This window comes from Glutamicibacter sp. GQ173 (genome assembly GCF_059759215.1).
Genome location: NZ_JCAXDT010000001.1, coordinates 613146 through 639637 on the forward strand (window position 1 = coordinate 613146; position 26492 = coordinate 639637).

The window sequence follows — 26492 nt, forward strand, 5'->3', positions numbered from 1 at the left end:
AATGCCTTCCACCGATAACGCCTCCGCTCGCACCGAAGCCCAAGTTCCTGGAACTGTTGCCGCATTTTTTGATGTGGATAACACCTTGGTTCGTGGTGCCTCGCTGTATTTGCTGGCCCGCAAGCTCCGTGAGCATCGCTTCTTCCAGCTTCGTGAGATCCTCTGGTTCGCGTTGAAGCAATTGCGCTTCGCCGCACGCGGCGAGCATCTGGGAGACATCCATCAGATTCGTGACCGAGCGCTGATGATGGTTCGCGGCATCCCCGTGGCCGAGATTGAACAAATCGGCAACGAGATTTATGACGAATACATCGAGCCGAAGTTGTGGTCGGGCACGGTGGCGATTGCCCGCCAGCATTTGCGCGTCGGCCGTGAAGTTTGGCTGGTCACCGCTACTCCCCTGGAAGTGGCGAATGTCATTGCAGATCGCCTCGAACTTTCCGGCGCATTGGGCACTGTCGTGGAGAGCCGCGATGGTTTGTATACCGGAGCTCTGGCCAGCCCGATCTTGCATGCGGCCGAAAAGGCGCAGGCTGTCAGGTCCCTGGCCAAGGCGCGTGGCATCTCGCTGTCGCGTTCTTGGGCGTACTCGGATTCCTATAACGACGTGCCACTGCTGGAAGCTGTAGGGCATCCCGTCTGCATCAATCCCGATGCCCGGTTGCGCGCCTATGCCAAGCGTCGCGGCTGGCAGGTCTATGACTTCCGCACCGGTCAGCGGGCGGCGAAGTTCGGTCTGCGCGCCGCTGGCGTGCTCGGTGCCTTGTGGGCTGCAAGGCGCTCAATTCTGCGTCGTTCCGGCTCGTAGCGGGCCTTGGAACCTTTTGGATAAAGCAATCGCCACCGTTTGCAGGTGACCTGCGAATCGGTGGCGATGATTGCCTAGCGGCAAAATGCTCGAAGTAGATTTACTTCTTATTGCGACGCTGGTGGCGAGTCTTACGAAGCAATTTACGGTGCTTCTTCTTGGACATACGCTTGCGGCGCTTCTTGATAACAGAGCCCATAGTGGTTCCTCACAAACTAATTAAATGCGTCAACCTAAAGCATCTGCTTGCAAGCAAGCAAAAAGACAAGGTTGACCGGACGTTAAACGTTCCTTAATAGATTACCCGCTTTTCGGCCATGCTCTGACCATCGCGCGGACTATCGACCGTAAGAACCGGTACCGTGCTGCGGATCAATAGCCGCAGCACTGAGGTAGGATTCCACAGCGTTCTCTGGAACGCGATAGGAGCGGCCGAACTGAACGGCAGGCAGATCGCCTGCGTGAATCAGCCGATAAACCGTCATTTTGGAAACGCGCATCATGTCAGCCACTTCGGCCACCGTCATGAAACGGGCTCCTGCAAAATTCTGTTTATCCGTCATGCGGGATATTCTCCTGACGCTGATCTCTATTTCGTCGCGTTACTAGCGAAGGTGAACTTACACGACTTTGGATCAACATCGGCGATCTGGTTCACGTTCGCTTTGTCCTAGTCTAATCGCACTTTAGTAACTTTTGCATCACGAAACACTTCAGGACTCTTCAGAATCAAAATTTTGTTGCCTAAACGAGACAATCCGCACGGCAAGTCCCAGCTCAACGAGGTATGCCGTGCGGATCGCAACAAACCGTTTTCTTAGATCACACCCTGCGCAAGCATGGCATCGGCAACCTTCACGAATCCGGCGATGTTTGCGCCAGCTACGTAATTGCCGGGAATTCCGTATTCATCGGCGGTGGCGGCACAGCTGTCGTGAATACCGACCATGATTTCGCTGAGTCGGCGTTCGGTGTGTTCGAAGCTCCACGAATCACGGCTGGCATTCTGCTGCATCTCCAACGCGGAGGTGGCCACGCCACCGGCGTTGGCGGCCTTGCCTGGGCCAAAGAGCACGCCGGCACCCTGGAAGATGGCGGTGGCTTCGGCCGTGGTCGGCATGTTCGCGCCTTCTGCAACGGCGATGGTGCCAGCGGCGACCATCTTCTTGGCCGCTGCTTCGCCGAGCTCGTTCTGGGTGGCGCATGGCAACGCCACGGTGCCCGCTACGTCCCATACGCTGCCTCCAGCAACGTACGTGACGTTGCTGGTGCCGCGACGCTGCGCGTATTCAGAAATACGTCCTCGCTCGACTTCCTTGATCTGGCGCAGCAGTTCAAGATCAATGCCGCCTTCATCAAGGATGAAGCCGGCAGAATCTGATGCGGTGACAACTGTGGCGCCGAGGTCCTGGGCCTTCTCGATGGCATGGATGGCAACATTGCCCGAGCCCGAAACGACCACGCGCTGGCCGTCGAAGGACTGCCCGCGAGTCTTGAGCATCTCTTCGGTGAAGATTACAGCTCCATAGCCGGTGGCTTCTGGACGAACCAATGATCCGCCCCAGCTCAGTCCCTTGCCGGTCAAGACCCCTGATTCGTAGCGGTTGGTGATGCGCTTGTACTGGCCGAAGAGGTAGCCGATCTCTCGGCCGCCCACGCCAATGTCACCGGCAGGCACGTCGGTGTATTCGCCGATGTGGCGGTACAGCTCAGTCATGAAGGACTGGCAGAAGCGCATGACTTCGCCATCGGACTTGCCGCGTGGGTCGAAGTCCGAACCGCCCTTGCCGCCGCCGATTGGCATGCCGGTCAGGGAGTTCTTGAAAATCTGTTCAAAGCCAAGGAACTTGACGATGCCCAGGTAGACCGAAGGGTGGAAACGCAGACCGCCCTTGTATGGGCCCAGCGCGGAGTTGAATTCAACTCGGAAGCCGCGGTTGATCTGAACTCGGTTCTGGTCGTCAACCCAAGGCACACGGAAAATAATCTGTCGCTCGGGTTCGCACAAGCGCTGCAGAATGGCGGCCTCGGCGTATTCAGGGTGCTTGAGCGAAACCGCTTCAAGGCTTTCAAATACTTCCGTGACGGCCTGGTGGAATTCTGCTTCACCGGGATTGCGTCGGAAGACTTCGTCGCGAATCGAAGCTAAGTGCTTGTCCAAGTTTCTCTCCTCATCTTGGGACAGGAACAAGCGCCTGAGGTACCTCACACATGGCGTCACTGCCCCGTTCATGAGAATCCCACGCTGAGCACCGTGAGGAAAAATCCTCGGTTATAAATCGGAAACATGGCCGTAACGTGAATCACTTGCCACGCTGCCGGCAGCGCCAGAACAGTTAGAAGGATCAGCTAGCGACGGCGCCCAAAACGAGGGAGCCGTTCCAGGAATTCCTGGGCTCGACCGGTGACTTGTTCCAATCCGCGCCCGACGCTGCGGCCAATCTGCTGAGCTGTTGGATTCGCTGCAGTCGCAAGCTGCGAATTCGCTTGATTGCCAACCAGCTGCTCTTCGGCTTCAGGAACGGGCACCAAGTCGGCGCACCAATGCACTAAGTCCTCCAGCGCAGAAGTATCAATACTGTAGATACGACGTTGGCCAGCAGCGGCCATGCTGACCAGCTGCGCCTCGCGCAATACCTTCAGGTGCTTGGACACCGTTGGCTGGGAAATCTCCAGCTCGGTGACCAGCGCGCCCACGGCTTTTGGCTCATTTTTGAGCGCTTCAATTATCTTGCGACGGGTTGGCTCTGCCAACGCCGAAAAAACTTCATCAATTGCCACATACATAACCCTAACGGCATATGATCAAATGGTCATTGATTTGGCCATCCATTCCGCTACGAAATTCCAGGATCGAATGCTTGCGACCAAGTCATCCTGGCTAGTCAAACCACGGATCGAGACCATAGAGCGGGAAGATTTCCTTGCGCGTCGCAATAATCGTGCGGTCCACGGGGTCAGCAGGGTCGTATCCGACTTCCCAGTTTCTCCACCACAACTGCGCGTCGTCACCCATGAGATAGGGCACCGCGCGCCCGTAGCGTTCAAGAACGTGCCTGCGGAATATCTCAGGCACATACGTGCGCAGCGGAACCGGCTTGCCGGCAACGATGGCGGTCAAATGGGTCCAGGTTCTTGGCACCACAGCAGTGATGTTATATCCACCGCCGCCGGTCGCCAGCCAGCGCCCCTCGCAGACATCGTCTGCAAGCTGCGCAATATCCAAGGCCGCTTGGCGCTGCGCGTCAACCGAAAGCTTCAAGTTGGTCATGTCATCATCTCGATGGGCGTCACACCCATGCTGGGACACAATGATTTCTGGCTTGAAGGCATGTATCAGCTGCGGAACGATTGCGTGGAAGGCGCGCATCCAACCTGAATCCCCGGTCATTGCAGGCAAAGCCACATTCACGGCGCTGCCCTGGGCTTGCTCACCACCAATGTCATTGGCGAACCCAGTGCCAGGGAATAGGGACAGCCCTGACTCGTGCAACGAAATTGTCAGGACCCGTTCATCATCCCAAAAGATGGATTCTGTGCCGTCGCCGTGGTGGGCATCGACATCGATGTAGGCCACTCGCTGCGCGCCTTGATCAAGCATTCGCTGGATCGCGGCTGCCGCGTCGTTGTAAATGCAGAATCCGCTCGCCTTGTTCTTGGAGGCATGGTGCATGCCTCCAGCGAAATTCACCGCACGCACCGTGTCCTGGTCCATGATCGCTTGGGCCGCGATAACGGATCCGCCGACGATGCGCGCAGCGGCATCGTGCATTCCGGCAAAGACCGGATCATCTTCGGTGCCTAGCCCGAATTCTTCGGCTATCAGCGATGGGTCGTCGCTTACGCGCCGGACCTGATCAATGTATCCCTGGTCGTGAACCGTGCGGATCACCGTATCGCCGGCAATCTCGGGCGCATGAATCTTAACGTTGTCTGCGTCCAGCACCTGGAGCTCTTCGCTGAGCCGATAGGTCAGTTCGAGCCTGAGCGGGTGCATGGGATGCCAGTCGCTGAATTTGTACTTCAGGTACTGTTCATCCCACATGACCATGGTTGGCCGAGGGGCCTGTTGCGGATCTAACACTTTTTCAGGCTACCCGATGGTGATCCAACTCATGAATATATGGCGCTTTGGGCGACCCCGCCATTCTTTAGGCCCGCAAGGCAAGCGTTTAGCGCAGGAAACGCGTAAATTACTAGAAGGACTTCAACTTCCACTCTCGTTATCCACCTGTCCCTAAGAAACAGCGAGTTACAGATGAGCACTGCCAGTGATCTGGGCCCTCGGTCCCGGGCAGCTGAACTGCGCGAACAGCATCGCAAAAGATGGCTAATGTTCCGCATGTCGATTGCCGACTTCACCGTGCGCTCCCCCGCACGCTTGACCCTCGGCGTCTTCGTCCTGGCCATCACCGTCTTCACCTCGCTGCTGGCTGCGCCTTTTTCCTCGTCGGCTGGAGAGGCCACACCGCTGCATGATGCGCTGTTTACCGCTGTTTCAGCAGTCTGCGTCACTGGCCTGACTACGGTCTCCACCGCCGTGCATTGGTCTTTCCTGGGCCAGCTGATCATGCTCATTGCCGCCTTCATGGGCGGCTTGGGCATCCTGACGTTGGCATCAATCATGTCCCTCGCGGTGTCGCGCAAGCTGGGCGTCAGGGCAAAACTCATGGCTCAAAAGTCCATGGACAGTTCCGGCGCCTCAGCGCTGGGCGAGGTCAGCTCACTGCTGCGCATTGTCATCTTGACCGCCATTAGCCTGCAGGGACTTATCGCGCTGTTCTTGATTCCGCGTTTCTACATTTTGGGCGAAAGCGTCCTTTCGTCGATTTGGCATGGCATCTTCTATGCGGTTTCAGCCTTTAATAACGCTGGCTTCACTCCGCACTCCGATGGACTGGTTCCCTACGAGACCGACCTGTGGATCTTAACCCCGCTGATGGGCGGAGTTTTTGCCGGATCCCTGGGCTTCCCTGTGATCATGGTCCTGCTGGCTCACAAGTTCAATATCAAAAAGTGGAATCTGCATACCAAGCTGACCTTGTTGGTCACCACAATCCTGCTCTTCGCTGGTGCGTTCCTATGGCTTATCTTTGAGTGGTCCAACCCTCGGACTCTTGGCGAGATGTCCGTGAGCGACAAGGTCATACACGCTTTATTTGCTTCGACCATGACACGTTCGGGCGGATTCAACCTGGTTGATCAGAACGACATCCATCAAGTCACGGTGCTATTGACCGATGCCTTGATGTTTGCCGGTGGCGGTTCCGCTTCCACGGCAGGCGGCATCAAGGTCACAACCATCGCCGTGATGTTCTTGGCAATTATGGCCGAGGTCCGAGGCGATACCGAGGTGAGGGCCTTTGGCCGCCAGATCCCGCAGGGCACCATGCGCGTGGCAATCTCCGTGGTTGCCATGGGTGGTTCCCTGGTGATGGTGGCAACTGGTGCCCTGGTCACCATCGACGAGTCCGTTGGTTTTTCCCGGGCCCTTTTTGAATCGATTTCGGCTTTCGCTACTGTCGGTTTGAGTACCGGTGTTTCCCAAGAAATGCCGCCAGCAGGAAAATACGTCCTCAGTGTTTTGATGTTTGCCGGACGTATCGGCAGCATCACCCTGGCCAGCGCACTGACCATGCGCCACCGCAATTCACTATTCAAGCTTCCGGAAGAAAGGCCGCTCATTGGCTGACAAGAATATGGACCACAATGCCCCAGTCCTCGTAATTGGCCTGGGCCGTTTCGGTGCGTCCGTTGCCGAGACACTGGTCAAGCAGGGCCGAGAAGTCTTGGCGATCGAACGCAGTCCCGAATTGGTTCAGCAGTGGGCCAGCACTTTGACGCACGTGGTGGCCGCCGACGCCACGAACATTGACGCTTTGCGCCAACTCGGCGCCCAGGAATTTTCTTCTGCCGTCGTTGGTGTTGGCACGTCCATCGAATCCTCCGTGCTGATCACGGTGAATTTGGTGGACCTCGGCATTGAACACTTGTGGGTCAAGGCAATTACTCCTTCACACGGCAAGATCTTGACCCGTATTGGAGCCAACCACGTAATCTACCCAGAGGCTGACGCCGGTGTCCGTGCCGCGCACCTTGTGGGCGGACGAATGCTGGACTTCATCGAATTCGATGATGGCTTTGCCATCGTCAAAATGTATCCGCCTAAGGAAACCCAGGGCTTTACCCTTGCCCAGTCGCAGGTGCGCTCAAAGTATGGCGTGACCATCGTTGGCGTGAAATCGCCAGGTGAGGACTTCACCTATGCAGTCCCCGATACCATCGTGACGCGCAGAGACGTGCTAATCGTCTCGGGCCATGTGGATCTTCTTGAACGTTTCGCCGCTCGGCCATAGTTTCTGTACTGAAAACGCTCGTGGTCGGCACCCATCATTGATAGGTGCCGACCACGATTTATTTATTGGTGTTGCTGCTGGCGCCTAGCCGAGTTCTTCGCTGAGCTGTGCTGCACGGGCCGCTGCGGCCTGCGTACCAGCGGCGATGATCTTCGGAATGCCCTGCTCGTCAAAGGTCTTGATGGCCTGCTCTGTGGTGCCCTTGGGGCTGGTAACGGCCTTGCGCAACTCTCCCGGGATGGCCTGCGGGTCTGAAAGCATCTTTCCGGCGCCTGCGACGGTGGCACGCGCCAGGTCGATGGAGAGCTTTTCGTCCAGCCCCATAGCCACTCCGGCATTGGCCATGGCCTCGGCCAGGTAGAAGGCATAGGCTGGGCCCGAACCGGAGATCGCCGACAGGGCGTTCTGCTGCGCTTCATCAATGACATGCACGTCGCCGGATCCCGACAGCAGCTCGGTCACCAGGCGGGTCTGTTCTTCGCTGACGCTCAGTGCCGGGCTCAAGCCGACAACGCCGGCACCGACCATCAATGGAGTATTGGGCATGGAGCGGATGACCGGCTGATTAGCTGGCAGGTGCGCCTGCATGCTTTCCAGCGTGATTGCGGCGGCGACGGAAACGACAACCTTGTCCGGGGTCAATGCTCCCGAGATCTCTTCGCACAGGTCGGTGATGCCCACTGGCTTCACGCCAAGGAAAATGACATCCGTGTCGGCGGCGGCCTTGGCATTGGCCTCCGCGTCTTGTTCGCTGACTAAGACGTTGATTCCAAGTGCGCGAAGTTCTGGCGCGCGCTGGTCGCTGCGCACAGTGGCGGTAATCAGCTTGGGGTCATGGCCCGAAGCGATGATGCCTCGCAGGATGGCACCGTTCATCGAGCCAGCGCCGAGGAAGGACAGGGTCAGGTTTTTTGTTGCTTCGCTCATAAGTTCATTGTTTCATTGGGTTGCGGTCGTTGCTCGCAGATAAGTGCTCGCGGGCAAACTCAAGGGTCTTTCCCAGCCATTCTTCTTTTTGGCCAGCGTTCTTGGCTTTGCGTGTGGACACTTCCACAGCCAAGGTTCCTTCCCACGCGACATCTCGCAAATATTGCAGGGATTCCGCCACCCGCTGGGTGCCAAGGCCGGGGACCAGATGCTCATCTTTTCCGTTGTCCAGCCCATCGCAAAGGTGTACGTGCGACAGCCTTTGCCCAAGATCTTCCACTGCTTGCCGCGAATCCATGTTTGCGATGGCGGCGTGGGAGAAGTCCCAGGTGACGTGTTGATAATGCTGCGGGACGGGGTTCCAATGCGGAAGGTACATTTTAGCCTCGCGACCGCGAGCTCGCCAGGGATACATATTTTCAACGGCAATTTTCATGCCGGTGGTATCAATGAGCCGCTGTACTCCCTCGCCGAAATTTTCGGCATAGGCGCCTTGCCATCTGAAGGGCGGATGAGCAACAACTACGCTCGCTCCCACAGCTTGGGCCAGGATCACCGAGCGCTCAATTTTCGCCCATGCTGAACCCCACACCTGCTGCGTGAGCAGCAACGTCGGGGCGTGGATGGCCAAGATGGGCAATTGGTACTTGTCCATTAGTTCTTTTAGTGCGCTGGCCGACTGGCTAGCGGCATTTCCGGTAACCAATACTTCGATGCCGTCGTATCCCACGTCTTTGGCCATTGCGAAGGCATCATGAACGCTCAGCGGATAAACTGACGCGCTGGACAAGGTGACTGGCACCTTATAAGAACTCTTCTGGTCTTCCATGCCCTGCCTCCTGTTACCGTGGCCCTCGTGCAGAGGAACACCTGTATCACCGAGAAAGTCTAGTTGCTAGGCTCAGCGAGAAATTGATGTTTTTCATGAGCCAGCGCTACTTCTCCTACACCAACGCTACTACTGAGCGGTGTCGCGGAGTCAAACATCACGTGATCAAAACGTCGCAACATCAAACCTTCACGAATTGCCCAGGGACAGATCCGCACAGATTTCAATTTCAGCGCGCTCATCGCCTCGTGGGCGACAATTGCCCCAGCCAACAGCTGCGGGGCACGAATCTCGGAGACACCCGGCAATTCTGCACGTTCGGCCCAGCTCATGGCCGTCAGGCGATTGGTCCACAGCTTGAGTGCTTCCCGGTTCAAAACTCGCTTGACGTAGGGTCCTTCATCGCTCGGTGCCGCACCGGTGATGCGTGCCAGCGAACGGAACGTCTTGGATGTGGCCGTGGCCAAGGTCGGCTTGCCGTATTGGCGAAGTTCTGTCGCCGGGTCGCTGAGCACGTCGCGGACGTAGGTGCGCAACTCCTTCACTTCCTTGATGGAAGGCAGGTCGTTGGGCAGCCACTCACGCGTCAGGCGGCCAGCACCCAGCGGGACCGAATAGGCCGTCTGCGGAAACTCGTCGGTGCCCCATGCCAGTTCCAGGGAACCGCCACCCATATCGAGGTTGAGGATGGACTCCGAAGACCAGCCGAACCAGCGGCGCACCGAGTAAAAGGTCATGCCGGCTTCTTCTTCGCCGGTTAGTTCCATCAAGCTCACGCCAGTCTCGGTTTTCACCCGGTCCAGGACGCTGGAGCCATTGGAAGATTCGCGGATCGCCGAGGTGCAGAACGCCATGAAGTCTTCTACCTGATGGCTGCCGGCGAACTTGACCGCCTCATTGATGAACGAAATCAGTTCCTGCTGGCCCTCTTCAGTGATGGCACCGTATTCGTTGAGGTAGCGCACCAAGGACAGTGGACGCTTGTGCGATGCATAGGGAACCGGTCGGGCTCCCGGGTAAGCATCGACGAGCAAAAGGTGAACGGTATTCGAACCGATATCCAGTACACCTAGTCTCATGGTGCGCTCCTCGTTTGGCCGTGCAAGGACTGTTAGTCAGTCTTTTTTGCGGTGGTCTTCTTGGCTGTGGTCTTCTTCGCGGGTGCCTTTTTGGCGGTGCTCTTCTTGGCCGGGGCCTTCGTAGCCGTGCGCTTGACCGGACCGCGGGCTCGCTTATCGGCCAACAGTTCGATGGCCTTTTCACGAGTCAGTTCTTCCAGCGACGTTCCGCGAGGAACGGTGATGTTGGTGATCCCGTCAGTGATGTACGGACCGAAACGGCCATCCTTGACCACGATGTTCTTCTCGCTGGTCGGGTCCACACCGAATTCCGCCAATGGAGGCACGGCGGCACGGCGGCCACGCTGCTTTGGCTGGGAATAGATCTCCAAGGCTTCGTCCAAAGTGATGGTGAAGATCTGGTCTTCGCTTTCAATGGATCGCGAATCGCTGCCCTTCTTCAGGTAGGGTCCGAAACGGCCGTTTTGCACGGTAATCTCTTCACCTTCAGCGTCGGCGCCCAGCACACGTGGCAGGCTCATCAGCTTCAGCGCATCATCCAAGGTCACCGATTCCACGCTCATCGATTTGAACAGCGAGGCGGTACGCGGCTTGATCTTGACAGGCTTCTTAGGTGGCTTTGGCTTGCCGTTCTTGTAATACTCAACGGGCAACGCAGCCAAATCCTCGGCCGTTGGCTCTGGAATGATCTCGGTGACATAGGCGCCGTAGCGTCCATCCTTGGCCACGATCTTGCGACCGGTTTCCGGATCGTTGCCCAAATCCTTTTCAGCAACCTGGGCGGTGGCAAAGAGCTCTTCAGCTTTCGCTGCGGTCAGCTCATCAGGGGCAAGATCTTCTGGCACGTTGGCGCGCTGCGGTTCCGTGCCCTCTTCGGCGCCTTCCGGGATGGCGCGTTCCAGGTATGGCCCGAACTTGCCAACGCGCAAGGTGATGTCATCGGTGACTCGAATCGAGTTGATGGCACGGGCATCAATATCGCCGAGGTTATCGACCACATGCTTCAAGCCCTCGGTCTCTGACTCTGCGCCCTTGCCGAAGTAGAACAGGTTCAGCCAGTCGGTGCGTGCACGGTGGCCCTTGGCGATTTCATCCAGGTCGTCTTCCAACCGGGCGGTGAAGTCGTAGTCGACGTACTTGGCGAAGTGCTCTTCAAGCAGTCGAATCACCGAGAAGGCAATCCAGCTTGGCACCAATGCCCCACCGCGCTTGGTCACGTAACCGCGATCCATGATGGTGGAAATGGTCGGAGCGTAGGTCGATGGGCGGCCGATTTCGCGCTTTTCCAGCTCAGCGACGATCGACGCTTCGGTGTAGCGTGCCGGCGGGGTGGTCTCGTGGCCCAGCGCCAGCAACTCGTCGCCCGCCAGGTGCTGTCCCACGGACAGCTGCGGCAGGCGGGCTTCTGCCTCCTGGGCGGCAGCTTCAAGGGCCTGCTCGTCTTTGCCCTCTTCATAGGCGGCAAGGAAGCCGCGGAAGGTGATAACGGTACCCGATGCGGAGAACTCGGCAACACGGCTATCGCCCGCGGTGCCCTGCAGCTTGATCGTTGCGGTGAACCCCTTGGCATCGGCCATCTGCGAAGCCACGGTGCGCTTCCAGATCAGCTCGTAGAGCGCGTATTCATCCTTGGACAGCGACGAGCGCACGTCCTTCGGGCGACGGAACATGTCACCGGCGGGGCGGATCGCTTCGTGGGCTTCCTGGGCGGCATCGGACTTCGCCTTGTACACGCGTGGCTTGGCCGGCACGGAGTCGGCGCCGTACAGCTCGGTGGCCTGCTTGCGTGCCGCGGTGGTGGCTTCCTGGGAGAGGAACACCGAGTCGGTACGCATATAGGTGATGTACCCGTTTTCATACAGCCGCTGAGCGATCTGCATGGTGATCTTGGAGCTCCAGCGCAACTTGCGGGAAGCTTCCTGCTGCAGCGTGGAGGTGGTGAATGGCGCTGCTGGGCGGCGGGTGTAGGGTTTGTCTTCGACCGAGGTGACGGCAAAGTCGGCATCGGAAAGATTCGCAACCAGCGACTGGGCCGAGTCCTGGTCCAGGTGCGCCAGCTTGTTGCGCGAGGCCTTGAGCTGCCCGCGGTCGTCGAAGTCGCGGCCGGAGGCAACACGGGCGCCGTCCACGGCGGAGAGCTTGGCTGAGAAGCTTTCGCCGCCGGCGGTGGCGAACTCGCCCTTGACGTCCCAGTATCCGGCGGGGATGAAGGCCATGCGTTCGCGTTCGCGCTCTACGACCAGGCGGGTAGCCACGGACTGCACACGGCCTGCGGAAAGGCCACGGGCTACCTTGCGCCAAAGCACAGGAGAGATCTCGTAGCCGTACAGCCGGTCGAGGACGCGACGGGTTTCCTGGGCATCAACCAGGTCGGTATCCAGCTCGCGCATGTTGTCCAGTGCGCGGGCAATGCCTTCCTTGGTGATCTCAGTGAAAGCCAGGCGGCGAACCGGAACCTTGGGCTTGAGCACCTGCAGCAGGTGCCACGCGATGGCTTCGCCTTCGCGGTCCGCATCGGTTGCGAGGTAGAGTTCGTCGGCCTCTTTGAGCTTGGCCTTCAACTCCGAAACACGCTTTTTCTTGTCCGGGTAGACCATGTAGTACGGCTCGAAGTCATTATCCAAGTCGACTGCGAACTTGCCAACCGAGGTCTTTTTAAGCTCGGTTGGAAGCTCCGATGGCTGTGGAAGATCGCGAATGTGCCCCACCGATGCATCAACGTCGAAGCCCTCGCCCAAATACTTGGCGATTGACTTCACCTTGGCAGGAGACTCTACGATTACGAGTTTCTTACCAGTCTTTTCCTTGGCCTTGGGGGGCACAGCACTCCTTTATACAGTACGGATTCTCAGGACCATTATGTGGTCCATTTTAAATCCGCCATCACAGCTTCGTTCTTTGTGCCTACTCTATAGCCACATTTCCCGATGATCTTACACCGAAGAATTGCTGTGCTTTGAGCGAGGCAATTTATGTTGTTGCCTCCCCTGATGTCTGATATTCAGGAAGCAACGAGATTAAGTAGAACATACGACGCGAGTCAATACTGCGTTCCTCTGCAGTAGCTTTGGCCTCATACTCGTAGACGAGGTCCAACATTCTACGGTTGAACTCACGCTGCTTTTCTTCAGAAAGGAAGACCAAGCCGCTGGTGAGCATAGGTGGCCGATCCGGATCGGGGGTGATCCCAGCCTTCGCTTCCGCCTCGCGTCGCTGCACTTCAGCATTCAATCGCGTTCTAAATGCGTTCAATTGCACGTTCAGATATGCGGTCTTTGCGTTGGTCGAGTCGATCTGGGTATTCAGCTCCAGGCGTTCGCCGGCAGCGCGCCAGCGACGTTCGCGAGCATCACCCTCGCTCGCGGCGCGAATCACATACCCATACTTCTCCAGAGCCCGCAGGTGGTAGCTCATGGCACTGGGCGTCAGCGCGCACAGCGAGGCCAACTCGGTTGCGGTACGGGTCGTCTGGGAGGCGAAGAGCTCATCCAAGACGATGAGTCGAGCATCATGGGCCAACGCTCGAATGGCCTGCGGGTCTGTGATGGAGACGAGCTTGGGAATACCGCCCTCTATCGACAAGGCAACCTCCGCCTGTTCCTCAATTGTGTTGCGTGTCATAGGCAAAAACTTTAGCGCTTGTTTCACATTTTACGAAGCATGCCATGTAGCAAGAGGCGCTTCACTGCTTCATAAAGCCGATCCGCGAAGTCTTCCTGCCCCCCGCCGATCAACGAGTCCAAGGCGTTGACTAGCTGAAACACTGATAAATCACCGTCGCACGCCGAAACGAAACCAGCCTGCGCAGTGTCGAGCAACTCAGTCCTGCGAAGACCGGCTCCCTGCCGCAGCAGAATCACCCCAGGATGTTCCGCCCCGGGGCGCTGATGGCGTTCTTCGGTCACGTCGTCGGCAACGAGCAGATGCCATTCCTTGAAGCCCTCTCCGGCGCGCCCCAACTCATCTGCCATGGCAATATCCCGTTGCAATGTCGGAGCCAGAGGCTGCTCCACCGGATGATTAATCTGCTCGTAGCTTTGGATTACCGGACGCTGGCCATCGGGGCGCCGGAAGTACACGAGCCCAAAGCCGACGGCCGCAACATTCCTGGATTCGAAATCGTCGAGGTAGGCATTGTAGGCCGCGATATAGGATGCCTGGTCTTCTGTCTGCGAGGAGTCACGCAGCCAAGTTTCGGCATAGCCGCTTGGCGTGGTCTGTTCGCGTTCGATCACCCAGACATCCAGCTGATCGCCAAACCACTGGCGAACACGGGCATCCCATGGAGCATTTGAATCATCTTCCAGGCGAGGAATCTCCCAGTTGGAGAGCATCTGCATGGAGCCGCCGGGGTTCAAGAACTCGGGCGCCTGTTCTATGAGGGTACTGACCAATCGGTCCCCTGCCATCCCGCCGTCACGATAGGTGAAGCGGTCCTTGGCCCGCTCGGTGGAACTGCGTGGCGTAATCACGAACGGAGGGTTGCTGGCGATCAGGTCAAAGCGCTGCCCTTCGACCGGTTCAAACAAGCTGCCCTGAAGCAGCGTGACCCGGGACTCAAGGTTTTGCGGATCGAGCCCGAGCGTGCGGTGGTTCAGCAGCAGGTTGAAGCGAGCAAAGCCCAAGGCTCGCTTGGACAGGTCCGTTGCGGTGACGTGCTGTGCGTGGGAGAGCAAATGGAAAAGCTGGATGCCGCAGCCGGTGCCAAGATCAAGGGCTCGATCAACCGTGGAACGAATGGTCAGCTGGGCCAATGTAAGCGAGGCCTGCCCAATTCCCAATACGTGATCGGTGCGCAGAACTCCTGGGCGCTGATGCGCGCCCAAGTCATGGGCGACCCACAGTTCTCCGTCAGCGTCCGAGGAATGCAGCGACAAGGCGAGCGTGGCGCGGAATCCGTTGGCCCACGCTTCAATCAATCCCAGCTTGAGCAGGCCTTCGGTCTTCAAATTGCTGAAGGCCCTATTGATGGCAGATTCCGCTTCGGACTGCCCCAATTGGAAAAGGCGCACCACGGTGACCAGAGGCGTTTCCGGCTTTTGGCGCGCAAGAACCCGCAAAGCAGGATGAATCTGATCCCGGTCAAAAGCAGCGGCCGCTTCCTCGCCAAGCAGTTCGGCTACCTTCTCGTAGCCGTAGCCGACATGGTTCAAATCCTTGGCAAGCATGTCAAGCAAGAGCTGGTCGGCACTTTGAGGGGTCTCGTCTAGGGCAGAAAATTCGGCGGCATTCACGCGTTCAAGTCTACCTAGTCACGCCGCCGCCATTGGAAACGACCTGGCATGCTGTCGACACTAGGATAGTGGCATGACTCAAGTGACGGTTACCTTTCTCCAGCAACTGAGCGCCAGCGAAGTCATCCCTTCCAGCAAATCATTGCCGAAGAACGCGCGCATCGAGCAGGCTCAGCACATCACCCCGGAATTCTCGCGATTCCTCTACCAGGGCGTCGGCAGCGAATTGCATTGGGCAGACCGGTTGGATTCGACTCGCGCCCAGTGGAACGAAGTCCTGCAGCGCCCCGGTTCAGAAACCTGGGTCCTGTATCTGGACGGTTCTCCCAAGGGGTATTTCGAGCTCGCCACTACTCGCGGCGATTCCGGCAGCGAGGTAGAAATCTTCTACTTCGGGCTCTTCCCTGAAGCCACCGGACGCGGATTGGGCGGCGTCCTGCTTACGGAAGCGCTCAGTCGGGCCTGGGATCTGGCCTCGCGCTGGCCCGAGTTGCCAGAAATCGCCCGCGTTTGGCTGCATACTTGCTCCTTGGACGGACTAGCCGCCCTGCCGAATTATCAGGCCAGGGGCCTGAAAATCTATCGCACCGAAGACGAAGAGTCACAGATACGCGATGCCTCGCTGGAATTGTGGCCTAGCGCAGCTGACTAGTCCAGCAGCGAAAAACTCGGCACCAGCCTTCAAATGAAGGCTGGTGCCGAGTCAAAGGTTCATCTGCGCTATCAGGCGTCGACGCTGCTGCAATCCGGACAACGTCGCAGTTGCTCATCTTGTGCGCAGTCTTCGCAGAACAGTCGCAGGTTGCGGCAGGTTGGGTTCGAGCAGTTCTCGAACTTGTTCGTCGGGCCTTCGCAGCCAACGCATTTGCCGATAGTTGTCGCGTTCTCGGAGAACTCGGTGTGCATGCGCTTGTCGAAGACGTACAGGGAACCTTCCCACAGGCCTTCGTCGGCGTACTTCTCGCCATAGCGGACGATGCCGCCCTGCATCTGGTAAACCTCTTGGAAGCCGCGCTTGACCATCAGGGCCGAAAGCACTTCGCATCGGATACCGCCGGTGCAATAGGTAACGACGGGCTGATCCTTCAGGTGGTCGTATTTGCCCGAATCGAGTTCAGCGACGAAATCGCGGGTGGTGTCCACTTCAGGAACAATGGCTTCCTTGAACTTGCCGATCTGCGCCTCGAAAGCGTTGCGCCCGTCAAAGAAGTGCACCTTTTCGCCGGACTTCTTCTTGGTGTCCACCAGCTCGTGCAGCTCTTCGGGACGCAGATGAGTGCCACCGCCAACAACACCGTTCTCATCGACTTCCAGCTCACCCGGTGCGCCGAAGGTGACGATCTCATCGCGGACCTTGACCGAGATGCGAGGGAAGTCTTCGGCCGAGCCTTCGGACCATTTGATGTCCATTTTCTTGAAGGCAGGTAGTTCGCGGGTAGCTTTGACGTAGGCCTTGACGGCCGAGATTTCGCCACCGGCGGTACCGTTGATGCCGTCCTTGGAGATGATAATGCGTCCGCGCAATCCCCAGCGCTCCAATAATGAACGCTGCCACAAGCGGATAGCTTCAGGGTCAGGAAGCGGAGTAAATGCGTAATACAGAACAATGCGATGAATGGCCACCATACAATATTAGTAGCTTTTGGCCGCGAAACGCCGAGTAAAAGAGCAACGTCACAATGATTAGTCGTGATTTCTCGGGCAGTCCAAGAGTTTCAAGTAGGCAACGATTAGTTCAATGTCAGCGAATTCCTAGGAAAGACAAGGTAGGGTCAAATTATGGCATCAAACGCAAGCGACGAACTGATCAGCACCTGGGTAACCGGCTGGGCAGGAGCCCGTGGCTATGAAACTCGCAACGAGGGACGAGTCCACGCTGCCCTGCGTCACGACACCACTGAAGACTGGGAATACGTAATTTACGGCCCGTCCAAAGAGGAACTAGCCGCGGTTGCCGAGACCCTGAAAAAGCACCCTAACCGTCGACTCACCGCCTTCGACGATTCGGCCGAAAGCCTGGTCGCAATCGCCAATGAAGTTGGACTTCAGGTCACTGCCGACGACGAAGCACTTATGGTTACCGAACTTGCCGTGCATGACGTTGAGGTCCCACTTCCTGCTGACGGTTTTATCTTCCAGATTGAGCGCGATGGCACCCACGCATACGTGTCATTGCACCCCGAGGACGACCAGCAAGTTGTTGCCGCGTCCGGCCATGTATCTGCTGTTAATGGCTTCGCCATTTTCGACCGCATCATCACCGGCGCAGATTTCCGTCGCCGCGGCCTGGGCACGCTGATCATGCGCGCATTGGCGTCCCTGGCTCAGGAACATGACGTTGAGGAAGGCCTGCTGATCGCGTCGGTTGACGGACAGCAGTTGTACGCATCCTTGGGGTGGACTTCACTAGGCAAAGTTGTGATGTTCAAGGCCTAAGCCATTCAGAATTTCCCTCTCGCCGTACCCGACACATCAAAGTGTTGGGTACGGCGATAGTCTTTAACTTCAGCAATTCAAGGTTCCGAAAGGCGTTTACGTGAAGTCAGTGCGTTCCTTGTTGGATCCGAATGACCGCAGCAATGACCCCGAGGCCGTATTGCATCGGCGTTCTCGGCCAGCCAAGGATGAAATCACGAGCGATTGGCCGCAATGGCTGAGCCATGAACTGGTTGAAATCTTCCAGGGCTTGGGAATCCAGCGCCCGTGGTTGCACCAGGCCCAAGCAGCGAATCTCATCCACGAAGGCCAGCACACGATCGTGTCCACTGGCACGGCGTCCGGCAAGTCGATGGCCTATCTGATGCCTGGCTTGGACGCCCTCTACAACTCCCGCGATAGCGGATTTAATGACGCGGCTGCCGCCGCGTCTGTACTCTACATATGCCCGACCAAGGCATTGGCTGCAGATCAGCTTTCTGCGGTACAGGCCCTCGATGTCCCCGGCGTGCGCGCGTCTGCCTACGATGGCGACACCGACCAGGCCACGAGAACCTGGGTTCGCCAGCACGCGAATTTTGTCTTCACCAACCCGGACATGCTGCACCGCGGGATCATGCCGAATCATCCTGCCTGGTCTCGGTTCTTCAAGCGGCTGCGCTACATCATCATCGATGAAGCCCACTCGTACCGGGGCGTTTTTGGGGCACACGTGGCCAACCTGATGCGACGCTTGCGACGGATATGCGCCCACTATGGCGCCTCCCCCATTTTTATTGGAGCTTCCGCGACAAGCTCCGACCCGGAAGAATCATTTGGCCGGCTCATTGGCGCGCCGGCCAAGGCCGTAACCCATGACTTCTCTGCCAGTGGTGAGCTTGTCATTGGCTTGTGGGAGCCTCCTTTGACGGAACATCGAGGAGAAAATGGAGCGCCGGTACGCCGCACGGCTATCGCTGAAAGCGCGTCAATTCTTACCGATCTCATGGCGGATCACACTCGAACCATTGTTTTCATCAAGTCTCGTCGTGGCGCGGAAACCATCGCAACACTCACCCGGAAGCATCTAGAACGATTCGCCCCCGAACTCTCTGTACGATTAGCCGCCTACCGCTCCGGCTACCTGCCGACTGAACGCAGGGAAGTGGAAAGGCAGCTGCGCAGCGGCGAACTTCTAGGAGTCACCTCGACCTCCGCCCTGGAATTGGGTATCGATATTGCTGGGCTGGATGCCGTGGTCGTTGCCGGGTGGCCCGGGACTCGTGCTTCGTTCTTCCAGCAGATCGGTCGCGCGGGACGCTCTGGCCAAGATGCCTTGGCCATCTTTGTGGCTGCGGAAGATCCCTTGGATACCTATCTGGCCCACCACCCCGAGGCTATTTTCGATTTGGGTGTGGAAGCCACGGTTTTTGATCCGCACAATAAGTACGTGCTCAGCGGGCACCTTTGCGCCGCCGCCCAGGAATCTCCACTGCGCCCCGAGGAACTTGGGCTCTTTGGTCCGCACACCGAAGAACTGTTGGAGTCCTTGGTTCAACGAGGCTACCTCCGCCGGCGGCCAGCTGGCTGGTTCTGGACCCATCCGCAACACGCTGCTGCGATGTTTTCCATCCGTGCCGACGGCGGCGGCCCCGTTGACATTATTGATGCTGAAACCGGCGCCCTGCTGGGAACCATGGATTCTCCGCAAACTCATTATCAGGCTCATCCCGGAGCCATTTACGTCCATCAAGGAGCTAGCTACCACGTTGAAGAATTGGACGAGCAAAACCACGTCGTGGTCGTGACCCGAGTAAATCCTGACTACTACACCACAGCCCGGGATCTAACCACTGTGGCAGTAGATTCAGAAGAGCGGAGAAGCAGCCATCAGGAGCTGAATATCCATTTCGGCGAAGTGACCGTCACGACTCAAGTCGTCTCGTTCCAGCGAAAATCCGTCGCATCCAATGAGGTGCTCTCTGAGGAACCGTTGGAGCTTGAAGCACGCGATCTGAATACCAAATCGGTATGGTTCACGATGACGGAGCAAAGGCTACTTCGAGCCGGGCTCACCGTGGATCAGTTCCCAGGGGCGCTGCATGCCGCCGAGCACGCGATGATCGGCTTGTTGCCGTTGGTGGCAACCAGCGACCGATGGGATATCGGCGGTGTCTCTACCGCATTGCATATGGATACCGGGCATCCGACCATCTTTGTCTACGATGCACAGCCCGGTGGAGCAGGGTTCGCCGAGCGCGGGTTCGAGCGGTTCACCGACTGGGTGCGTGCAACCAGGCATGCTATCGAATCGTGTGAATGCCAATATGGGTGTCCTAGTTGCGTCCAGTCTCCGAAATGCGGCAATCGGAACAATCCACTGGATAAGGCCGGAGCGATCCTCTTGCTGAGCGCCGTCTTGGACGATGTCGAGCCGCGCCACCACCGCTAGTTCAGTGCTGGCTGCTATTCGGTCTGGTCTAGTGGCGGTGCTCCTGCCCGGGCCTTGGCCCTAGCGGCATACAGTTCGATTCCCAGGGCATGGAACGACACTGGGACTTTTGCCGAAACAGCCACCGTCTGGCCATCGGGCTCAACGATGCAGGACTCCAGCAATGCGCTATTTGCCTGGGCAAGGGATCGCGCGACGCCGCAGGGGTCTCCTGGGCGCAGTCCGCGTGCTGTATCCGCGCCGGCTAGGGCCGCCAGATCCGCAGCTGCCGCCGCGTTCATTGCGGCATGCACGGCAGCGACCCACGCAAGAAGCACCCCGGCCAACAGCAAAGCCATGATCACCAAGGCGGTGGTGACCACGGTACCGCTGCCTCGCTCAGAATCCAGATGTGAAATTCGTTGATTCATTCGACAGCCACACTCGCCTCGCCGCGTATTTGAACGCTGCCCACGATGGGCACCTGAACCGATTTGCGGACAGTGACTTTTGAAAATCCGCCACCGGTGGAAATAGCAAAACTCGCCTTGTTTCCCGCTAGCCGAACCCCACTGGCTTGCGCGGTTGCCCGGTTTTCACCCCGGGCCAATTCCCTGGCCATCGCTCCCGCGGCTTGTTGTACCTGTATCTGTTGGATGCCCAGCGCGCCAAAGCACAACAGCAACGACAGCATCAACGCGACCGCGGGGAGCAGCACCGCAAATTCTGCGGTGCTGCTCCCCTTGTCATCACTGAGCTTCATGACCTACAGCGACAAAGCTTTGGTGATCAGGCCCATCAGCATTCCACGTACATCGCCGCTGGAAAGGATGCTGATCAGCAGCCCGGCAAATGCCACGGCAGCCAGGGTGACCATGGCGAATTCGGCGGTAGTGGAACCTTGCTCGTCCTTCAGCTGGTCCATGATCTCGCGGAATTGTCGGTTCATTGTTTTGACCTTTCTCAATATCTTTTGTCGACGGCCTCGGTGCCGTTGACGGTGTGATTTCACTGTCAACCATTTGCCGCTGGCCGGGCTCCGGTTCGCGGCGATCTGGGTATAACTCTTCGAGCAAAAGGTGCAGGTCCGCTACATGCTGGGGAACAACGCAATGATCAGCGGAACAACACCTAGCGCGATGAATGCCGGCAGGGCGCAAGCACCCAAGGGCAGGACCAGCCTTGTACCGAATTGCGCGCCAAGACGAGCCACTTTCTGCGTGTGTTCTCGACGCTGCAGCGCCGCAGTGTTGCGCAGCAAGGTTGCGGCTGGAGCACCCGTGGCATGGGCGAAATGCAATGATTTTCGCAGAGGAGACAACCAGCTTGGTGCCGCTTCCCACGCTTTGTCCCACGGCAGATTCATTTCCAAACACCGGGCGACACTGCGCAGGACCTTGCACTGGTCAATGCTGCTTCCCAATAAGTCGAGAATGTCTGTAATGGGCATCCCTGAGTCCAGCAGGCTGGCGCTGAGGTCCAGCACCAATTCGATGGGTTGATGTTGAGTCTGGCCCTGGTCTTTTGCCTTTGCGGATCTCCCGCGGTTCGAAGCCCGCTCTGATGCGCCCGTGCCCAGCATGAAAGCTGCGGAAAGGGCTGCGCAAAGCAGAATCAGGAGATTCATGACAGTGCCTGAGCCGCGGTCGAATGCATCAGCCGTTGGCACCACACCCTATTGGCCATCCAGAGTGCCGCGCCGATGGCGACGCTTAGTTGCGCAGCCCATGAGGAGAGAAGTGTCCCGAGAACGTCGATGCCTACGAGCAGGCCAAAGCCGAACCCCACTAGTGGCAGCCAGGTGAGCAGCTTCGTCGTAGCTCTGGGCCCGGCCATGGCGGCATCGAATGACTGCTGGGCGACCGAGGCTGATTCCAAGTCCTCGGCTAGGCGCTCGAGAACTTCTGCGAGGGTTGCTCCGCTGCGCTGCGAGATCTGCAGGCACCAATGCAGCCGCTGGACGGCGGCATGCTCTGGAAGGTTATCTCCCTTGGTGTCGTAGCTGTTCTGGTTGTTCAATCGATGGACTGCCCGCAGGTCTTTCAATGCCTGGACAATATGGCCCGTGCCATTTTCAACTTCCAATAATGCGTCCAGCGCTGGGTAGAATCCGAGGCCGCTGCGAAGCAAGGCCGAGAGTTCTCGAATAATGCGGGCATCGTCGTTCAGCGTGTGCATCAGTTCATGGTTGTGCCGGCTGAAACCGCGCCACATCATCCAATTTTTCGTTGACAAGCTTGCCTCGCCGCTTATGGCAGGCAACCAGAGCCACAGGGCTGCGGCGCTCAGGACCAATATCAGCATGGAGTTTCTCCTGCACTGCCCACCGCGGCTAGTTCGGTTTCCAGATTCTCTGCGAGAGCATCTCCGAACTTCTGTTTCACCAGTTGCCGGCCATCTGCGGTCAGGGGCCGATTGCTGTGCAAGTCAATCAGGGTGCTCATGCGCATGCGCCCCGAGTCATCTGCTTCAAGGCAGCCCAGTCCGACCGGCCCGCGCTGTCCGTGCTCACCGCGGCTCATGTGGATGACCAGGTCCAGCGCACTCGACGCTTGCAGTGAGGTGGCCTGGACGCTCCAGCCTGCCAAGGCGCCGAGCGCAGCAAGCCGGGCGGGAACCGACGCCGGATTATTGGCATGCAATGTACCGGCAGCACCTTGATGGCCGGTGTTCATTGCTGCCAAGAAGTCCCTGATCTCTTCACCACGGCATTCCCCGACTATCAGGCGGTCTGGGCGCATGCGCAGGGCCTGGACGACGAGGTCCTTGAGCTGTACCAGCCCAGCTGATTCCACATTTGCTGACCTGGTTTGCAACGAAACCGCGTGCGGGTGATTGATTTGCAATTCCTGGGAATCCTCCACAACCACCAACCGCTGTTGTGCATCAGCTTGGGCAAGCATGGCCTGGAGCAGCGTCGTTTTGCCACTGCCGGTTCCCCCTGTCACCAAGAAATTCAGTTGCTTCTCAATGACTGCTTTCAAAAGCGGAACCCAAAATGGCAGGGAAGACTGCAAGACTTCTTCAAGGCCGAAGCAGGCTGCATGCTTGACGCGTATCGAGATCAAAGGCCCTTGCGTGGCAATTGGTGGAAGCACGGCGTGCACACGGTAGTTCTTCAGGCTCATGTCCATGAACGGGCTAGCCGAATCAAGTCGTTTCCCTGCCAAGGTCGCCAGGTGCACGGCCAATTCTCGGACTCGTTCCGCCGAAGGAAACTTGAAATCCATCAGCTCCAGTCCGCGAGGCGAATCGGTCCAGACCTGGCCTTGTCCGTCAACGAGCACATCGGTGACATCGGGGATCCTGGCGAAAGGTTCCAGGACCGATAACCCTGCGACCTCGTGCTGCAATCTCTCCAGGGACTGAGCGGCGCCTTGCGATCCCAGCGCTGCCCCGGAATCGTGGACCGCCCCCGCCAGCGCGATCGCGTCCAATTGCCCTCCGGATTGCAAAGCCCTTTCTCGCACCGATTCCAAAATTTTGGCGTTCAGTGCGTGACCGGAAAAGATCATCCCGCTGTCTTTGCTGTGTCGCCCGGAGTTCATGATTTCTGGCCTTGAAGTTGCGGAAGCAGGCGCAGGTTTGCCAGCGACTGGCGCAAGCCCCGGGATTTGAAGCTATCGAACAATTCGCCACGGCTTTCGGCTTTGATGATGCGTGAAGACGTTGGAAAGGTGCCAAGTATTTCTGCGCTGGAGGCTGGCTCATACCGCGGTTGTTGTTTTCCGCAGAGCACCACCTCGCCTTGTGCAGGAAGGCTTGAGCTATGCGCCGTGTACACCTGCCGGTTGATGAATTGGTTGATAACGCCCTGCTGCGGATGAGGGTAGCGCCCGGCATCCAGCACCACGAAGTCAAAGCCTTGGCGCGCGGCAGCCAGCAGGCGGATCATGAGTTGTTCTTCCACTGCTTCGTGCTCGGTTGCCTGGGACCAGGTCAGTACGGACGTAGTGCGCAGCTGCGGCAAGGTCTCGGCTAGTTGATGTGCCGCAAGCCGGCCGCCGGAATGCTGCAGTTCTTCCCACCCGATACCTGTTGGCGGCCGTGCAGTGGCCCGCGGCCACAAACCCTGGGAATGCGGATCCAGGTCAACGACTATGCTGCGCAGCCCGCTGAGTGTTCCGGCATGGGCCAGCAGCAACGCAAGAGTGCTGGTTCCCAGTCCACCGGCGGCGGCCCCCAAGGAAAGGGTATGGCCGTGGCCGGCACGCATGGCCCACAGTCCCAGATATTCTCCGAGCCACCGTCCGGCCGAAGGCAGGAGCGCCACCCGCGCTTTGGGGAACCTGCTGGCCAGCGACCACAACTCGCTGGCCGCAGTTTCGAGTCCTGCCAGGACATCGACCCTGTGCCCGGCATCGCCTGCCAGCCCAGCCATGTCGCTGCCCCAGAGCACTGGCCCGGTAGCGGCCCGGTTCAAGGCCTGCGGATCAGTGCATTGAACAATGCGCACAGCGGCGCCGACCGCAACGGCAGCGCACAATTCCACGATCTGCGGATTGCTGCTGACGATGGTGCAGACCGGTTCATCAGCAGCTCCAGGCCTGCTTCCGGGCACATGATCCGCCGGCAAGACGGTCCTCAAGTCATCAAGCTGCGTCATCACGAAGCGGTTGTTGTGCTGCTCTTGAAGCGCAGATGGGGAGCCAGTTAGCCATTTCATTTATCGATCGTGGCATTTGCGCACCGTGCTGATCCCCGGGTGCAAGCCAAATGGGGATATCTGCTCTCGGCACGGCACAATGTACTTATGAGTGCCATTGCCTTCCTCGCGCCTGATCCTGATGGCTACGCCCTCATAGACATCCGCGACAGCGATTCAGCTCAGCCGTTGAGAGCAGTGTTTCCGGTCTCGCGAGAGGATTTTGCACAGGTTGTGGCCCAGACTGAAGCCGAGCTGGGGCCCCGCTGGGCAATGCTTCGCACTACCCCGTGGATGCAGCCGCTGATTTCCGCTGGCGTTTTTCTTGCCAAGGCCCATGTATTGTCTTTGGCCCAGCGCATCATGCACCGCTCGCCCATGGCCAGTGGGCAGCTCGCCGATTTTGACCTTGAACATCCAGTGGCCGCTGCTGGACGCATTGACCAGGATGCCCTCTTTGATACGCCGGCCTTTGGCGAATCGCTGGATGACCTGATCCAGCTCTATGCCCAGCAGCGCCGCGCGCTGCCGCAAGACGCGGTGGCCCGCAAGCGCCTCGAGCTGCTGATTCACGCCGAATCGGTGGGCGCGCTGATCGCCTGCGAGATGGAGCATGCGGGGCTTTCATGGGATGAGTCTGGCCATCGCGCCTTGCTGCGCGAGCAGCTGGGCCAGAAGGTCTCCGACTATGCGCGCCCTCCAAAGCTCGCTGCCAAAGCCCAAGAGCTGGCGATCGCGCTGCAGACCCCCGGATTGAATCCCGATTCACCGCAAGAATTGCTCAAGGCTTTGCATAAGGCCGGTTTTGCGGTGCGTTCGGCCCGTGCCTGGGAGCTGGAGCAGATCAGCCATCCGGTGATCCAGCAAGTTCTGGACTACAAGAAGCTCTCCCGGTTGGCCAGTGCGCACGGGGATACCTGGCTGGACCAGTGGGTGAAAAATGGCCGTTTCCATCCCCACTACGTCTTGGGCACTGTGGTCTCCGGACGGTGGGCAGCTTCTGGCGGCGGGGCATTGCAATTGCCTCACGCCATCCGCCAGGTAGTCCGCACCCAGCCCGGACGCACCTTTGTCGTGGCCGATGGACGCCAGCTCGAACCGCGAATTCTGGCCGCAATCTCCGGCGATCAGCAATTGCAGCAGGCCGGCCAGCAAGATGACCTGTATCAATGGCTCCTGGATTCCAAGTTGGTGTCCACCCGCCAAGAGGCCAAGCTGGGAATGCTGTCGGTCATTTATGGCGGTGGCGGAGGCGCCAGCGGGGCGGTTGGAGCCGCGCTCACCAGGAGTTTTCCCGCGGCGATGCGCTTCGTCGAGCAAGCGGCGCAAGCCGGGCAGCAAGGAGCTGGCGTCCGGAGCTTTTTGGGACGCGGCTGTCCACCGGCCGATGAGCAGTGGATGCGAGCGCAAAGGGATACCGCGGATGAAGGTTCCCAGCGGGCTGCAGATGCTGCTGCTCGGGCCCGCGGCCGCTTCACCAGGAATTTTGTGGTCCAGTCCACCGCGGCCGAATGGGCCTTGGTGTGGATGGGCCATGCCCGCCATCTGATTCATCAAGCTGGCTGGGGCGAGCTGTGCCAGCAGGTATTTTTTGTGCATGACGAAATCGTCTTCGAATGCCCTGTGGAACATGCCGACCAGCTCAAGCAGCTGATCCAGCATGCCGCGATGCTGGCCGGACGCACCCTTTTTGGGGCCGCGTCCCCGCGCTTCCCGGTGAGCGTAGCCATCTGCTCGAACTATGCAGAGGCCAAATAGGCGCTGCGCC

26 protein-coding genes are annotated in these 26492 nt (G+C 58.5%); 7 read left to right on the top strand and 19 right to left on the bottom strand.

Annotated features, from left to right (window positions below):
- The first annotated feature begins 1 nt into the window (after position 1).
- A complete protein-coding gene (locus AC6CHO_RS02910; protein WP_498213583.1) occupies positions 2-808 on the top strand; it encodes an HAD family hydrolase in 807 nt (268 codons plus the stop codon).
- A 100-nt stretch (positions 809-908) separates the two neighbouring features.
- Here the strand turns inward: AC6CHO_RS02910 and AC6CHO_RS02915 are convergent, their stop codons facing one another.
- The 5 genes from AC6CHO_RS02915 to AC6CHO_RS02935 form a co-directional block, all read right to left on the bottom strand.
- Positions 909-1007: a 30S ribosomal protein bS22 gene (locus AC6CHO_RS02915; RefSeq protein ID WP_005504750.1), complete on the bottom strand. Its 99-nt coding sequence runs from the start codon at positions 1005-1007 to the stop codon at positions 909-911.
- A gap of 139 nt (positions 1008-1146) precedes the next feature.
- Complete coding sequence (locus AC6CHO_RS02920) at positions 1147-1371, bottom strand: helix-turn-helix domain-containing protein (RefSeq protein WP_022874253.1); 225 nt, start codon at positions 1369-1371, stop codon at positions 1147-1149.
- A 254-nt stretch (positions 1372-1625) separates the two neighbouring features.
- Positions 1626-2969, bottom strand: coding sequence for an NADP-specific glutamate dehydrogenase (gene gdhA / locus AC6CHO_RS02925; RefSeq protein WP_498213586.1), 1344 nt, complete (start codon positions 2967-2969; stop codon positions 1626-1628).
- 188 nt (positions 2970-3157) lie between these two features.
- On the bottom strand, positions 3158-3595 hold the full coding sequence (locus AC6CHO_RS02930; protein ID WP_498213588.1) for an ArsR/SmtB family transcription factor: 438 nt from the start codon (positions 3593-3595) through the stop codon (positions 3158-3160).
- 94 nt (positions 3596-3689) lie between these two features.
- The gene (locus AC6CHO_RS02935) at positions 3690-4859 is read right to left on the bottom strand and encodes an acetoin utilization protein AcuC (RefSeq protein WP_498213789.1); all 1170 of its coding nucleotides are present in this window, start codon (positions 4857-4859) and stop codon (positions 3690-3692) included.
- A gap of 207 nt (positions 4860-5066) precedes the next feature.
- Between AC6CHO_RS02935 and AC6CHO_RS02940 the strand changes: the two genes are divergently transcribed.
- Both AC6CHO_RS02940 and AC6CHO_RS02945 read left to right on the top strand, forming a co-directional pair.
- Positions 5067-6500 (top strand): TrkH family potassium uptake protein, encoded by a 1434-nt coding sequence (locus tag AC6CHO_RS02940; protein WP_498213590.1) that lies wholly within the window; start codon positions 5067-5069, stop codon positions 6498-6500.
- 7 nt (positions 6501-6507) lie between these two features.
- Positions 6508-7164, top strand: coding sequence for a potassium channel family protein (locus AC6CHO_RS02945; protein WP_060703454.1), 657 nt, complete (start codon positions 6508-6510; stop codon positions 7162-7164).
- Between the two features lie 84 nt (positions 7165-7248).
- Here the strand turns inward: AC6CHO_RS02945 and proC are convergent, their stop codons facing one another.
- From proC to AC6CHO_RS02975, 6 genes are all read right to left on the bottom strand, one after another.
- Positions 7249-8091 (bottom strand): pyrroline-5-carboxylate reductase, encoded by an 843-nt coding sequence (gene proC / locus AC6CHO_RS02950; RefSeq protein WP_498213592.1) that lies wholly within the window; start codon positions 8089-8091, stop codon positions 7249-7251.
- A gap of 4 nt (positions 8092-8095) precedes the next feature.
- A complete protein-coding gene (locus tag AC6CHO_RS02955; RefSeq protein WP_498213594.1) occupies positions 8096-8920 on the bottom strand; it encodes a sugar phosphate isomerase/epimerase family protein in 825 nt (274 codons plus the stop codon).
- A gap of 59 nt (positions 8921-8979) precedes the next feature.
- A complete protein-coding gene (locus AC6CHO_RS02960) occupies positions 8980-9999 on the bottom strand; it encodes a Ppx/GppA family phosphatase (RefSeq protein ID WP_498213596.1) in 1020 nt (339 codons plus the stop codon).
- Between the two features lie 32 nt (positions 10000-10031).
- Entirely contained in the window at positions 10032-12821 is a 2790-nt protein-coding gene (gene topA, locus AC6CHO_RS02965; protein ID WP_060702343.1) for a type I DNA topoisomerase, read from the bottom strand.
- 148 nt (positions 12822-12969) lie between these two features.
- Entirely contained in the window at positions 12970-13620 is a 651-nt protein-coding gene (locus AC6CHO_RS02970) for an ArsR/SmtB family transcription factor (RefSeq protein WP_498213598.1), read from the bottom strand.
- A gap of 23 nt (positions 13621-13643) precedes the next feature.
- Positions 13644-15233 carry a DUF7059 domain-containing protein gene (locus AC6CHO_RS02975; RefSeq protein ID WP_498213600.1) on the bottom strand — a complete coding sequence of 530 codons (1590 nt, stop codon included), beginning with the start codon at positions 15231-15233 and terminating at the stop codon, positions 13644-13646.
- 73 nt (positions 15234-15306) lie between these two features.
- On the opposite strand from AC6CHO_RS02975, the gene AC6CHO_RS02980 reads away from it, so the two are divergent.
- A complete protein-coding gene (locus AC6CHO_RS02980) occupies positions 15307-15885 on the top strand; it encodes a GNAT family N-acetyltransferase (RefSeq protein ID WP_498213602.1) in 579 nt (192 codons plus the stop codon).
- Positions 15886-15956: 71 nt separating this feature from the next.
- On the opposite strand, the gene trhO is transcribed toward AC6CHO_RS02980, so the two are convergent.
- Positions 15957-16856: an oxygen-dependent tRNA uridine(34) hydroxylase TrhO gene (gene trhO, locus AC6CHO_RS02985; RefSeq protein WP_498213604.1), complete on the bottom strand. Its 900-nt coding sequence runs from the start codon at positions 16854-16856 to the stop codon at positions 15957-15959.
- Positions 16857-17012: 156 nt separating this feature from the next.
- Here trhO and AC6CHO_RS02990 point away from each other — a divergent pair, with 156 nt between their 5' ends.
- The gene (locus AC6CHO_RS02990; protein WP_444662516.1) at positions 17013-17669 is read left to right on the top strand and encodes a GNAT family N-acetyltransferase; all 657 of its coding nucleotides are present in this window, start codon (positions 17013-17015) and stop codon (positions 17667-17669) included.
- A 100-nt stretch (positions 17670-17769) separates the two neighbouring features.
- Positions 17770-20100 (top strand): DEAD/DEAH box helicase, encoded by a 2331-nt coding sequence (locus tag AC6CHO_RS02995; protein WP_498213606.1) that lies wholly within the window; start codon positions 17770-17772, stop codon positions 20098-20100.
- Positions 20101-20114: 14 nt separating this feature from the next.
- Here AC6CHO_RS02995 and AC6CHO_RS03000 read toward each other — a convergent pair whose 3' ends face one another.
- The 7 genes from AC6CHO_RS03000 to AC6CHO_RS03030 all read right to left on the bottom strand — a co-directional run bounded on the left by AC6CHO_RS03000 (position 20115) and on the right by AC6CHO_RS03030 (position 24745).
- A complete protein-coding gene (locus AC6CHO_RS03000; RefSeq protein ID WP_498213608.1) occupies positions 20115-20510 on the bottom strand; it encodes an Rv3654c family TadE-like protein in 396 nt (131 codons plus the stop codon).
- The gene (locus AC6CHO_RS03005) at positions 20507-20842 is read right to left on the bottom strand and encodes a TadE family type IV pilus minor pilin (RefSeq protein WP_498213610.1); all 336 of its coding nucleotides are present in this window, start codon (positions 20840-20842) and stop codon (positions 20507-20509) included. Before AC6CHO_RS03005 ends, AC6CHO_RS03000 begins: the two co-directional genes overlap by 4 nt.
- 3 nt (positions 20843-20845) lie before the next feature.
- Positions 20846-21028 (bottom strand): DUF4244 domain-containing protein, encoded by a 183-nt coding sequence (locus AC6CHO_RS03010; RefSeq protein WP_060702350.1) that lies wholly within the window; start codon positions 21026-21028, stop codon positions 20846-20848.
- A 141-nt stretch (positions 21029-21169) separates the two neighbouring features.
- On the bottom strand, positions 21170-21706 hold the full coding sequence (locus tag AC6CHO_RS03015; RefSeq protein WP_498213612.1) for a type II secretion system F family protein: 537 nt from the start codon (positions 21704-21706) through the stop codon (positions 21170-21172).
- Positions 21703-22383: a type II secretion system F family protein gene (locus AC6CHO_RS03020; RefSeq protein WP_498213614.1), complete on the bottom strand. Its 681-nt coding sequence runs from the start codon at positions 22381-22383 to the stop codon at positions 21703-21705. The genes AC6CHO_RS03015 and AC6CHO_RS03020 overlap by 4 nt, the downstream gene beginning before the upstream one ends.
- Positions 22377-23627 (bottom strand): TadA family conjugal transfer-associated ATPase, encoded by a 1251-nt coding sequence (locus AC6CHO_RS03025; protein ID WP_498213616.1) that lies wholly within the window; start codon positions 23625-23627, stop codon positions 22377-22379. Before AC6CHO_RS03025 ends, AC6CHO_RS03020 begins: the two co-directional genes overlap by 7 nt.
- Positions 23624-24745 carry a CpaE-like family protein gene (locus tag AC6CHO_RS03030; protein ID WP_498213618.1) on the bottom strand — a complete coding sequence of 374 codons (1122 nt, stop codon included), beginning with the start codon at positions 24743-24745 and terminating at the stop codon, positions 23624-23626. Before AC6CHO_RS03030 ends, AC6CHO_RS03025 begins: the two co-directional genes overlap by 4 nt.
- 87 nt (positions 24746-24832) lie before the next feature.
- Here AC6CHO_RS03030 and AC6CHO_RS03035 point away from each other — a divergent pair, with 87 nt between their 5' ends.
- Positions 24833-26482 (top strand): bifunctional 3'-5' exonuclease/DNA polymerase, encoded by a 1650-nt coding sequence (locus AC6CHO_RS03035; RefSeq protein WP_498213620.1) that lies wholly within the window; start codon positions 24833-24835, stop codon positions 26480-26482.
- Positions 26483-26492: the final 10 nt, after the last annotated feature.